At 44.7% G+C, this 13319-nt stretch carries 10 protein-coding genes; all 10 read right to left on the reverse strand.

The window, feature by feature from the left end; genetic code table 11:
- Positions 1–11 precede the first annotated feature (11 nt).
- The 10 genes from DXC51_RS04785 to DXC51_RS04830 all read right to left on the reverse strand — a co-directional run bounded on the left by DXC51_RS04785 (position 12) and on the right by DXC51_RS04830 (position 12595).
- Positions 12–3257, reverse strand: coding sequence for a hypothetical protein (locus DXC51_RS04785; RefSeq protein ID WP_117543956.1), 3246 nt, complete (start codon positions 3255–3257; stop codon positions 12–14).
- Positions 3254–4840 (reverse strand): hypothetical protein, encoded by a 1587-nt coding sequence (locus tag DXC51_RS04790; RefSeq protein ID WP_117543957.1) that lies wholly within the window; start codon positions 4838–4840, stop codon positions 3254–3256. The genes DXC51_RS04785 and DXC51_RS04790 overlap by 4 nt, the downstream gene beginning before the upstream one ends.
- A gap of 13 nt (positions 4841–4853) precedes the next feature.
- On the reverse strand, positions 4854–5249 hold the full coding sequence (locus DXC51_RS04795) for a hypothetical protein (protein WP_117543958.1): 396 nt from the start codon (positions 5247–5249) through the stop codon (positions 4854–4856).
- Between the two features lie 13 nt (positions 5250–5262).
- Positions 5263–6918: a hypothetical protein gene (locus DXC51_RS04800; RefSeq protein ID WP_117543959.1), complete on the reverse strand. Its 1656-nt coding sequence runs from the start codon at positions 6916–6918 to the stop codon at positions 5263–5265.
- Positions 6919–7015: 97 nt separating this feature from the next.
- On the reverse strand, positions 7016–7843 hold the full coding sequence (locus DXC51_RS04805; RefSeq protein ID WP_117543960.1) for a hypothetical protein: 828 nt from the start codon (positions 7841–7843) through the stop codon (positions 7016–7018).
- Positions 7834–8829, reverse strand: coding sequence for a polysaccharide biosynthesis tyrosine autokinase (locus DXC51_RS04810; protein ID WP_117543961.1), 996 nt, complete (start codon positions 8827–8829; stop codon positions 7834–7836). The genes DXC51_RS04805 and DXC51_RS04810 overlap by 10 nt, the downstream gene beginning before the upstream one ends.
- Before the next feature lie 117 nt (positions 8830–8946).
- Positions 8947–9684 (reverse strand): YveK family protein, encoded by a 738-nt coding sequence (locus tag DXC51_RS04815; protein ID WP_117543962.1) that lies wholly within the window; start codon positions 9682–9684, stop codon positions 8947–8949.
- Between the two features lie 184 nt (positions 9685–9868).
- Entirely contained in the window at positions 9869–10618 is a 750-nt protein-coding gene (locus DXC51_RS04820) for a CpsB/CapC family capsule biosynthesis tyrosine phosphatase (protein ID WP_243003124.1), read from the reverse strand.
- 28 nt (positions 10619–10646) lie between these two features.
- Complete coding sequence (locus DXC51_RS04825; RefSeq protein ID WP_117543963.1) at positions 10647–11081, reverse strand: helix-turn-helix domain-containing protein; 435 nt, start codon at positions 11079–11081, stop codon at positions 10647–10649.
- A gap of 338 nt (positions 11082–11419) precedes the next feature.
- Entirely contained in the window at positions 11420–12595 is a 1176-nt protein-coding gene (locus DXC51_RS04830) for a tyrosine-type recombinase/integrase (RefSeq protein ID WP_117543964.1), read from the reverse strand.
- Positions 12596–13319 lie beyond the last annotated feature (724 nt).

The following is a 13319-nucleotide window of genomic DNA, read 5'->3' on the forward strand; positions in this document are numbered from 1 at the left end:
GAAATAACTGCTTACAAATTCTTCATAAGAAGGTAATTGGACATTTTTACATCAAACAGGATATTCCACAGACATTTAGGGTTGTCTTTGTCCCGGCTTATTTGCGACCACAAATTTTCCGCACTCTGCCGGAAAAAGGTTCTGTTACTCTTTTCCTTTTCCGTGGCTTTATCCTCACTTTCCCCGACCGAGATCAAATCATAAACCTGCGTTTCTCCTTCTTCGGTTCTGAGCCTCAGAAAACTCTGCCCTTTGACTTCCTGTATAAAATTATGGTATTCACTAATCAGGTTTTCAATTTCCGTCCGATCCGGTGCTGCCGCAGGAAATACCGCTGTATGACAGGTTTCCTGCCAATAAGCATCTATCTTATCACAGTCATCCAGCGCTTCACTATTTATTGGTGATATATGCGTTCCTGTTTCCACCATGCCTTCAACCACTTCCGTCTTCCGATACTTCCCGTCCACCTCTATAATCATAGAATCTTCACTGATCCCGGCTTCTTTGCTCAGCAGACAGGTAACATATACACCAAACGCTGTCTTCTGGAACTGCTCCAGAGGAAGATTTATGATATTTCTAAGCGCCTGTTTCCCACCTCCATATAAAAACAACTTGAAGTTTCCACCCCGACTGTTGTAAAACAGCTGAAGCAGTCTGCCATAGACACGGAAAAGATTCAGATATTTATAGGTTAAAATGACTGCAAATTTTACATATATATTTGAAGTGCTTACATTCAAATTTTTTTGAATTCCCACTTTTTCAATAAGCATCTGAATAATATTCCGCTTACTGTCTTGTATCCCCAGATCTCCCACTCCGTTTTCGTCCGGTTTTTCCATCTGATCCTTTTCAAAATCCTCATACCTGTTTATCAGTTTCTTTGCATCCGAATATACTTTATAATCCGCATCGGTTTTGGAGGGAATCGCCCACAGTCCCCTGAATCCGTCACTGTTTCCACGAAAGAATAATTCTATCGTGTCCGCCAGAATTTCCTTTCCCGCATATCGCATGGAAAACTGTATTCTCTTCGGAAGCTGATTTTCCTTCGTTTCTCCTATAAACAGATTAAAATCGCTGGTTCCTGCACCTATATCACAGATGCCAAAAGTACTGCTGGCTGATACCTGTTTTTCCGGTGCCTCCAACATGGCTTTCTGCAGGTAGTGTGCATTGGCTTCGGCTTCAGAGCAATAGGTGGTTTTCTCTATGGCAATACCGCTGTATTCTTTCAGAAGATCGGTAATCTTACCCCACACCTCCTTAATTCTTTCATATACATTACTTCTCGGATAGGAAATACATACCTGCATTTTACCTGCCCCATTGAGGGCACATTCCAACGCTCCAAGCCATAGCATGTTGTAGAGAAATATCTGGAGGGCTTTTTCATAAAGATTTCCTTCTTCCGGGCCATATTCATTTCCGAACTTAATATCTGTTACCACCTTGTCGTCCAGAAGCGGCTTTTTCCCTTCCATAAATTCATTGAGCAATTCCAGATCCGGGAAAAGGGCACATCCTTGCTCATAGCAGTATATTTCAGATTCTCCAAATCCCTGTTTATATATCCTGCTCATAGTAGGGAAGCCTCTGTCGATCTCCCGTTCCGGCGCATAACACTGCCTTGCAAACAGACTGTCCCTCCTGCCCTCCGTCCCGGAAAGAAGTACCTCATATAGCCCCTTCCTGGCCAATCTATAGTTAATATCTTTACCATTAATATCCTTATAAGCAACAATCGTATTACGGGTTCCCATATCCAGAGCCCACCGATATGTCTTTGAAAAATCGGTTTCCGTCAAAGATGGCGTGCCTACGCAGATAGCTCCCAGATATTCACTTTTCTTTCTGGGATTTCTTACAGCATCGGGGAGGCTGAAATCCGTCCTGCAGAGTTTCACAAAAGATGGAAGTCTGTCGTAGGCGGCATAATACCATTCTTTTTTAAATTTCTCCTGGCTTGTCAATACATTGGAACGGTAGATGTCGTCATCCGCCATATCAATCATGCTGCCTCTTATCTGAAGGAAATCCTTCAGAAATTCCTGCAGGGCTGTTTCTTCTTCTTCATCATCTTTACATTTCAGGAGCGCCATATAGTACTTTTTCCAATACTCTACAGGCAATTTCACATAGGGAAAGGCTGTTATTATGGGTACTCCCGATGCATAAATCAAAGTTTCCTTCCGGTAACACCTGGTTACTTTAATAAATTCATTTTCAACTTTAAGTTGGAAAGTGATAACCAGATTTTTCTTTGCTCCAAAGTGACTTGCGTCTATATCCACTCCCGTCATATACACATTCGGTGTTTTATCAAGAAAATCTACCATTTTTTCGGATAACGGCAAAAATCCGGAAAAATAAAATGGATCATCCTTCAGTATCAATTGGAATGAAAACACATTTTCTTTTCCAAATTCTTTTCCTTCACCCACACCTGAAATGGACTTAACTTTTGTCGATGCAAACAAAAGCGTGGAATTGAATATGGCCGGAAGCTCAACTGCAAGAACCGGCAGTTCAAAAAATTTCTTTCCCGTATTCTTTTCACCAAAGACCGCTTTCCTTACATTGTCCGATTCAGGGTGAGTTCTGTAGCTATCCTCCGGAAGCAGTTTGGCCCCCTGCTCTTTCAGCGCAGTACAGAAGCGGACAATATAATATTTATATTCAATCGCATCTTCCTCAATACGGGTTAAGTAGGTATAAAGAATATCCTTTTCATAATCCTGAAGTCTCTGTATGCAGTCCTCTCCCATATCCTCTTCTATCTGCACGGGGAATTCTGCCATGGGCAATAAAAAGCCATCCTTATCAAAAATGGCGATATTCTTACCCTCCAGCTGCAGAAGGAACAGCCTGTCACTGCATTCGGTATTCCCCGCCAGCCTGCGCCCGAAAATATACCATACTAGAGGGCTGCATTCGCTTTCTTTAATTTCTTCTATACGGATATCCGATGCCCTGTATTTGCTCAGTGCAAATATAGTAATTACCTTGCGCCACAGTTCTTCTTCATACCGTTCCTTCGCATCGGCAGTCTTCATATCGCTGCGAAGCTTTATTACATGTGCCGTACCGGAAGAGATGGCATCCAGCCCGGCTGTCTCCGCATGCTCTCTGGCTGTCATCTGCCCCAGTTCCCCCAGCGACTTGATTATGTTGTGAAATCCCGGTTCATTGGCCGGAATAATTTCCCCTCCGCTTTCTAAGGGAAATGGCACTGCAGCAATAATCTTCATCCCTGTTCCTCCTCTCCGACTTTGCACAAATCATAGATGCACAAGAGCAATTCCCTGGCAATTTCACTGCCGGACTTTCCTTTTTCTGCAATCTTATGCAGGCTTTTCCGGTTCAGCAGGCTGTCATAAATATCAAGTCCCTTTTTCTTTTTTGGATAATTGGCATACTCTTCTACCTCTGTCAGTTCATCAGGATCCATCCGTTGCCGTACTGTTACATATCCATCTTTACCACACTCCAGAATATACTTGATTGCGTCTTTATTAAAAAACCGGGTGACGCTGTTTTCTTCCTGTCCATATTTGGTAGTATCCTCAAGTTCTAACCAATATTCCATATATTTTCTGCAGAAGCCGCAGCAGCACAGGACGGTTTCACGAAGCTGCGTATCAATTTCTTCAATCACATTTGCCTTCGCATTATAAAAAAGTCCTTTCTGGCCATACAGATGGATAATCAGCGCTTCTCTTACATAGCCTTCAAATTCAGGACGGAACAGTGGTTCCAGACATGCCAGCAAAAATGAGGAAAACCGCATAAATCTTACATGCTTTTCCTTGAATCCAATTCCCTGGGGCATGTGTTCCCATGAAATAAATTCTGTTCCTTCATGAGAATACTGATATCCGAAAAGATTGTAATTATTTTCATTACTTTTTTTCAGGATGTCATTAACAGCAAGCGCAACCAGCATATCTATTATGTGCAGTTTATTCTTTTGCCTGTCTTTTGCCGCATTTACATCAGAAACACGATCCAGAACCTCCTGTCCCAAATAATAGAAGCTGTCAAACACTGGAGCCTGTTCTTTTCCACTTTTTATCAGCTTCTTTTCATCCCCAAGCACAATCGTTACTGTAGCTGATTTAGCATAGAATTTATGGTAATTAATCTGGTTCTGATCATCACTTTCAGGATCCGGAAAAGAAAAATAGGGTTGTACATGGATACAGTGGATCCGCAGATTATTCCTTCTGTTTTGGTATTCCTCTGCCAAAAATTCCCCGAAATTCACACCGAGGCTGGCTCCGGTTCCACCAAAGGAGGTACACGAAATAATAAAATCCACCTCGTTTCCTGCATCCAGCTCCTTTTCTACATCCTTTACCATACTGATCATCTTATAAATACCCTTATATATCAGCAGATCACTGGTCACTGCCCCCAAATTGGCCTTGCCATAATACCCACCTTCCAGGTTTCTGTTCTGTTCTTCTTTTGTCAGACAAATATCCAGCAATTCCCTGTCTTTATCATTTAGCTCCTTTTCCATAGCCATGACATAGCGGATGGACTCATCCTGTGCACGTATTCCCGCCTGTTCCAGCATATCTTCGAAGAGATCTTCCACCCTGGAAACAGCTGTTGCCGCCATTTCTCCGCCTTCCATAACCTTCCGAAAATCATTGTACATTTCACAGAAGGTTCTGCTGTCCACATAATTGGCACTTCTCGTATCCTTATCAATAGGGTAGCATCTGATTTCACAATCCTGATATATACCCGCCGCACAGTTCAGATATAAACAGATTTCTCCTCTTGAGGGTGTTCCCCCGAACATCGCCACAAATACCTTTCTCATCGTATACCTCCTCCTACCAGGGTCTGAATTTTTCCAGGGAAATACAGAATGCAGCCCCGGTAATCAGTACATTAAGGATGACATGTCCCCAGGCTTCATCCAGAAATCCCTGCAGCTGCACCAGCCCGAAAGCAAGAGCGGCGTCTGCGATTATCACTGTTATCAGCAGAACAAGGCTCGTACTGTAATTTTTCATATCTCTTGTTCGCTTTTTCGCCTGTGTCCAATACCATAATGTATAGCTGCCCCACAGTACTATGAGGGGGATCAGGAACAACTGCATCATCAGGCTCCCTCTGTTATCCGGGTTAAACATGGCAAGATCCATTGATAAAAGGATGCCGCTTATCAAGGCTGAAGCCCCAATTCCCGCTGCTATCGTTCCACTTCCGAACAGATATTTCTTCATTTTTGATGCCCTCCTATTCTTTCAGATCCGTAATTAATACAGGTATTTCCGCATACGAAGATACAAAGCGGAGCGTGTCATCTTCCATTCGTTTGTTCCGGTAGCCAAACAGGATGTCATAGAAACCTATCAGGTTGTAGGTATGTTGGAAATAATCATCCGGCTCATCTGAGCTTGACGTGTCAAACCTGGAAAGCCATTCCGGCCTTTCATAAGGCACCCGTTCCTCTTTCATTATCTTGAAAATTATCAATATTTCCTTTTCTCTGGGGCTATGCCCTTTTTCTGTCGGTTTATCCTTACAGGAAAAGAAGACAGCTGTTGGATATTCAGGCATAGCACCCTCATATTCTTCCGTAATTTCCTGCATAATCTCCACTCTGGAATTACCGTCTGCAACCCATTCCCTCAGTTTCTCCTCTTTCTGCTTCATTCCTTCCTCTGTTTCGATTTCCTGTGTGCTGTCTTCATTTTCCCCGGAAAGTCTGTATATCCGATAATCACAGGTGTAAGTGATATTCGGGTTCTTTCCATCGCTCAGCGGAACGTAGAAATTCAGCTCCCAATCCCCCATTTTTTCAGGGACGCCTTCTGCCTTCCGGTATTGGAACGCCGCTATTTGGGTAGGGAGTGTTCCTTCAAACAGCTGGGATACATTGTTATAGGGAATCAGGTTTTTTGAAGGTCTGGTATTTGTTGACTCTGCCTGCAAAGTTTCTTCAGTACTCAAGTCTTCCGCGTTGTTTTTTCCTCCGTATTTCTTTCCGCCGCCACTCGTTTTGCCCTTCCCTGAATACAATTCTTTCATTTCCTCATAATCAGCAAAAGGCTCAAATACGACATCCGTTACATCTGCCTTGACCTCATTTACAGACAGTCTGCTTGTGGCAGTAAAATAATCCTTTCCCTCAGTCAGTTGCTGTCCGGCAAGCAGCTCCGTCAGCTCCGTCCTGTATTTAGCTACATACTGCTTTGGTCCCGTAATAAGCATATAATATGGTCTTTTGCCATCCACCCGCTCATCCAGCATATTGGAAATCTGATCCGGATTCGGTACCTGGGTATTCCCATGGAATTCAAAAGAGAACACAAACAATTCCGCCGCACAGTCTTCTTCCTCACAAAGCTTCTGTATCTGCTGTGCAAGCTTTGTATTGTTGAGGTTCTGCTCCGCTAAATCCGTAAGAATGACATTAACGTATCCTGCGTCCAACCCACCTTCGAAAAAGAGGCTTGTAAGCGGCCCCGCTTCGGTTTCATTCCATCCTACATGGAAGCCGTCCGAAGCAAAATCCTGATAAACACTTCCTTCATATTCCACCCACCGCTGCTGATATCTGTCTATCGTATAATAGACTGCATCCTGTAGTCTGCTCATATCACGCAGGCACCTTATCAGGGCTAAATAAGAGGGATCCGGACTGCGTCCGAAATTTTCATCAAATGTAAATCCTTCCATACTTCCCGTATTGTCAAAGTATATCCTGGCTGGGATAACGGCTTCTCCAGCCCACGCATATGCTGATGTATCTTCATTTTGCTCCAGGACTGTACTGTAATTGGGGAATGGAAGAGTGCTTCCACCGCTGTTTTCACTCTCTCCGCATCCGCAAAGCAATAATACGAACAGGACAATTAACGGCACCATTTTGTATATGCTTTTTCTCATTTATTCCCCGCCTTTCTTGGACCTTTATTTAGCCTTTTTCCAGCTGTATTCCCAGCCGGCCTACTGCATCCCACCCGCATCCTCTTTCCTATTTTTTCTATTCCACCTTTACAACCAATTCTCTCATCTCTGACCTGTTCCCATCCGAATCCACCGTATACAATATCACCGGATATTCCCCAGGCCTGCTCAAATCCACATGTCCTTCCAGCTTCAGGTTATTATAAAGCGTATTATAATCATCTTTATCGTCCGACATCGTCTCTATTACCGTATTCCAGTTCGGTGCAGTTCCTTTTTTAGTAATAATCTCATCAGAATTCATCACCAGCACAGGGGCAGGACCCGACTGTTCTGCATTTCCATTTCCTTCTTCCCGGTTAACGTCTCCGGTATTTTCTTTCCCGCCGTTTTCATCCCCGGCATTTCCATCCTGCTGTGTATCTTTGGCATCACGGTTATCCGCAGCCCCGCCATCCTCAGAGCTGTTATCCTCCGCCGAATCATCTCCCATTACCGTACCTGATTCCGTCTCATTCTGACTCATTCCATTTCCATCGTCCGTCTGCATTTCGTCCCCATCGGACGCAGCAGCAGATCCTGAAGCAACCGCAAACACCTTCGATGCCTTGCCCACATTATTGGATTGATCCAGTGCTACAAACGTTACGATCACTTCTTTTCCGTTTGTTCCAGCTACCTTTTCCACCATCAGGCTATTGCTCACATCTCCGTCTCTGTCATCCATCGCTGTTACTTCCTGCAGCAGGAGACTCTCGTCCATCCCGTCTTCATAGACCGCCGTACTATCGCCAAAGGATATCACTGGCGGCGTTCTGTCCTTCCCCAGATACAGGAACAGGCATACAACAAGAAGGACAGCATCCACAATCCCTATTCCAATTGCCAGTTTTTTTATTTCCATTTTTTCTCCCCTCCTGCTTCCTCCGGTTCTTCCAGCATTTCTATTTCAGCTTCCTCCAACTGTACGATATCCACATCCAGCTGTATCATGTCATCTTCTTCATACAGGCCTTCCGCTTGTTCCTCCCCGGAATCTCCGACAGCCAGTTTCACATTTCCGTCAGCCTTTGCCGCAGCCCTGCCTTCGTGCCCTTTCAAACCAGCGCCATTCTCATCCTGCTTCTGTCCGGCCTTTGCCGGTTTCAGCCCCTTCTGCACTACTGCAGAATGCAGTCCGCCTTCCTCATTCCCTCCGTAATACTTTCCATAATACTTCCCATAATATTTTCCATAGTAAGCGCCATAATACCCTTTGCCGCTCATATTCACCTTATTCAGTATCACTCCCAGGATCCGGCAGTCCACCTTCTCCAGCTGCTCCTTCACCTTCTGCGCAAACTTATAGCTGATGGCGCCGCTTTCAATCACAACTACCGTTCCATCGCAATACTGTGCGGCAACCGCCCCGTCAATTACGCTTCCCAGCGGCGGCGTATCTACAATCACATAATCATATTCATTCCGCAGATATTCCAGCAACAGACGAAATGCATCGTTCCCCAACAGTTCACTGGGGTTAGGCGGCACCGGACCGGAAAAAATAACAAAGAAATTCTCAATATTTGTCCTGCATGTAATATCCTGAATCGAGGCCTGCCCGCTTAAATAATGAGATAGTCCGTACCTGGAAGCATTCGTCTTATATCTTCCCTTCAGCACTGATTTTCTCAAGTCTGCATCCACAAGGACCACCCTCTTGCCGCCTTCCGCAACCGACAATGCCAGCTGAAAGGAGACGCTGGTCTTTCCTTCATTCGGCGTACAGCTGGTAACAGAAATCACCTTCCTGTCCCTGCCGGAAAATTCCAGGTTCGTCCGCAGTGTCTTATAGCTTTCCTTCGTCCGGAAATCCAGTTTCTCTATTGCATTAAAATTTACCGTCTGCATTCTTTCTCCGCCTTCTTCTTTTTCTTACATTTACAAGCCGCGTATGATAACAGCAGAAAAAACTCATCCTCGTTTCTGCCCGCCTTTTTCTAAATCATCTTTGTTCCAGCTAACCTTCTAGCTTCTTTTTACTTTCTTCTTTTTCTTTTTTCCTTCGCTTTCCCCTTCATTTAGAGGAATTACTGCCAGGGTAGAAAGCTGCAGATATTTCTCCACATCCTCCGGGGTTTTCACCGTGTCATCCATCAGGTAACGGACCAGCACAACTGCAATTATCAGAAATACCCCAAGCAACCCGCCAATAAATGTATTTTTCAATACACTGGGGCTCGACTTTTTCATCGGCATATTTGCTGTCTCCGCCACATTCACCGCCTGGATGTCCATCACATTCATGATATGTACCGCGGCAGCCTCCCGGATCGCATTGGCCATTTTCATCGCCATTACCGGGTCGGAATCTTTCACTGTAATCGCCAGAATACGGGTATCCGTCGGCGTAGTAACCGAAACCTTTTCCTTCATCTGCTCATACGTCAGATCAAGCCCCATCCCCTGTACCACTTCTTCTAAAACAAACCGGCTCTGAATCAGCTCCGCATAGTCCTTCGTCAGCTGCGTGCCCAACTGGATATCCGAATAAGTAACCGAAGCATTTTCCTGTTTATTCAATATATATATCTTAGTAGTGGATTCATAAGTAGGTGTCACCAGCAGCTGCGTAAACAGAAAAGCGCCCAGTGCCACCATGATTCCCACAGAAATAATCAATGCCAGATTATGTATCAGCACCAGACAGATTTCCCATAAATCAATCTCAATTTCATCCGTCTGGCGTATTGTATTCTCTTCCATCCCTTGCTTTCTCCCATCCTGTTTCTTATCTGATAAAGTTTAATATCCATTGACTGTGATTAACATTTGACCTGTCTGCATAATCAATTTACAGTATCTATCCGTATTTTCTATTTGTACTTTCCATCTGTATTTTCTATCTGTACTTTCTATCTATATTTCCTACCTGCATTTTCTCTCTGCGCTAAATCACCCTGTCCTCCAGTACCGCCTGCGGGTTCCCAATCAAAAGCTTATCTGCATAATCCTTCCCAAGCCTTTTCTGTATCCATCCTGCGCATTCTCTCAGGCGGGGGCTCCGCCTGCCTTCACTTCGGTGGGCGTCAGTCCCTATAAAATCAACGGTTCCCTGCTTTAACAGCTTCCTCGCAACCGCTTTTTCTCCAAATCCATGATTTCCCATGACGCTTGCTGCATTTACCTGAAAATAACACCCGGTATCCTCTTTCAATTCTTCGGCTTTCTGCAGATTCTTTACCACATTCAGGTATCTCTCCACATGTGCCACCACCGGCCAGTAGCCGAAGGAAATAAGCCGGTTTAAAGCATCCCGTATGTATCCGAAGTCCTCTCCGGGCAGGAACTCCACCAATACATAATGAGAATCCGCCAGTGTCCGTATTTTTTTCAGTTCCAACAATTCTCCCAGCCCATGCCTGTAAAAAATTTCATTTCCCGGAAACAGTTTTACCGGAATTCCTTTTCTGTCCGCCTCTTCCTGAAGCAGAACCATACGCCTGATAATTCCTTCCGGAGTGACACATTTTCTGTCCGCCTTTTGGTGAGGCGTCAGAATCATTTTCCGAATGCCTTCGTCCGCAGCAATCCTCAGCATGTCCAGCGCCATTTCCATCGTTTCCGCCCCATCATCCACCATCGGCAGAACATGGCAATGAATATCAATAAACCCCTGGATATCTTCTAATCCATCCATCCCAACTATTCCATCCCGTTTCCTGTCTCTATCCGTTTTTCATTTCCTCCAACTGCCCATCGCCGTCCGCAGGCTGCTCTTCTTCCTTCAACCCCACATCACTGCACGCAATCAAAAAAGTCCGCAGCACCTTCGCCGCATACATCCGCTCCCGCTTCGAAACACTATTCAGCAGTTGATATACCGCCTCAGATTCTTCTGTCCGGTTTATTTCCCTGTCTTTGACCGCCCTGTCATCATCTTCTTTCCCAAGAATCAGGTAATCCAGGGACATATGGTACAGTCTGGAAATTGCGATCATCGTTTCCACCGACATCCCGCAGTTTCCCCTTTCAATGTCCGCATAATAAGTAGGCACACGTCCCAGCTGTTCCGCGGCTTCCTTCATTGTGATTCCCAGCTGTCTGCGTTTCTCACGGATCCGCTTTCCAGCCGCTTTTCTGTCATACGTATCTTTTTCCATTGTTTCCCACCTTCCGGCGTTCTTTTTTCTGGTGTACAATCGTTATATTCTATTATTGGCTTATAAGGCGTCTATTGCGGGAACCTCTGATCAAAAAAAACAGTTCCGGCAGTTTATTTTCGCAAAATCTATCCTTTTGCGAAAAAGAACCGCCGGAGCTGTTTTCTACACTTCTGTTGAATTGTTGACCATTTTTTTGACGGCTTCTGAAAACCTGTCTGCCTGATGATACGGAATTCCGGCCTTTTTATCTTTTATGGCCGGATACGTCTGGAAAAACAGGCATGACAAAAAAACTTCCGTAAAGGTTCCATTCAATCTGTACCGGAAGCGGTTCTTCAGGCCGCCATTTTATATCCTGACATCAGCATTTTTTTCCGTTCCATATCCGAGTGCACATAAATACGCATAGTCGTGCCCACATTGGAATGTCCCAGCAGCTCACTCAGCGTCTTCATGTCAAATCCCTGGGAAATACAGTTTGTGGCAAAAATATGGCGTAGCATATGGAAATTGAAGCCTGGGATCCCCAGTTTTTTCAGGATTGCCTGAAAACGGTACTGCAGCGTGCGCGGCTCTGTATATTCCTTCCTTATCCCCTTCAGTACATAGCCTTCCTCAGATATTTGGCCGCTTTTCCTGGCGGTTTTCAGCAGTTCCACAAGGAATCCCGGCAGAGGAATCTCCCGGATGGAATTCCTGGATTTGGGCGCGGTTATAATCACCCTGGTTCCGGTCTTTCCCGTCATGCCAGCTTCGTCTGCGGAGGAAAAAGTACGTATTCTCTGCATCGTTTTACGTACTATGATGCTTTCTTTTTCTAAATCAATGTCTTTCCACTGCAGTGCGCAAAGCTCGCCAATCCGGATTCCGCTGCAGCCCGACAGCAGCACCCCCAGGCTGGTCAGCTCTCCTTCCTGTGCGCTTTTTATAAGGTGTTCCTCCAGTTTTTTAAGTTCGCGCCCCTCCGGCGGCTGCGGAATCTGTGCTTTAGCCGGGGAGGTAACCGAGGGCAGCTCCGGTCTGTTGCAGCGGAATTTTTTCCCCAGGAAATGAAAAATCTGGCTGAGCAGGATGAAAATCTGATGAAGATAGGTTTCGGACAGCTTTTTTTCCTGCGCTGCGCAGGCCTGTCCACGCAGGCCTTCAAAATAAGCGCGCCAGGCTTCCTCATCAAAACCGGAAACTGCCTGTCTGCCGATGACTGGCAGGATATGTTTCTCCGCAATGGAACGGTAGGTAGCTAATGTGGATTCCTTCCATTTCATCTGATTCTCCTCCATCCACAGGCGGACGGATTCCCGGATCGTAAGCCCCGGCGGCAGCATGTTTTCTTTTCCGCCTGCCAGGCAGGCATCTCTCTTTTTAATAAGAAGCTTTTCCTTCACTTCCCTGTAGGTTTTCCCGTAAACCGAACGGTATCTGGCTCTTCCGTCCGGGAGCCTTCCCGCACCATACCTTCCTTCCCATCGTCCATCCTTCCTTTTATAAATGTTCTCTCCTTTTCTTGCCATAATGTCCTCCCAGAATCTGACGAAAAATTTGACGGCTTATAAATCAAAAAGGTATCTATGGCAATTTGGGTCCCCGGATTGTCTGTATATCATTTTTATTTAGTCTTTATACAGGCATACTGTTACCTGTATTATAAATAAGAAACGCAAAAAATGACATTTAAGTATTATTTTATACTCATTAATTGACAAAATATAAAACTTGTCTTACAATAAATTCCAGTGTCGAGTTTAAATTGCCACGAAATACCAGTTTTAAACTTATATTCATTTTCGCATAAGGATAGAATTTACGAAAGCGTTTTTACGGTATTCAGTATATATTTGAATTAATAATTCCAGCTATTTGTAAACAGGCCGAATAAAAGGCCTGTTTTTTCAGTATTTCAGGGGATTTTAGAAATCCGGTAAATAGGAAGCCGATTTCTACGCCGCCCTTTTATCACAAACTGCCGGCAGATAACAAATGTATGTTTTAAACTGACCACAAAAAAAATTAATTCCATATAATATAGATTTATGCTTTTTCCAATAATCAATTTCTCCCCTATGGAGTGGGAACAGGAAGCTCCTGTGTTAAATCTGTGTAAAAAATTCCCTTTTCATCTTGCCACCCCTTTACATATCCTTTACAATGAATAAAAATGGTACCCCGGGAGAAAAATTATCGAATGACAACCAGGCCAGCCGCTCCCCCGCGGCTTGATACACAGGATTTTAACGC

The sequence above is a fragment of the Eisenbergiella massiliensis genome (assembly GCF_003435485.1).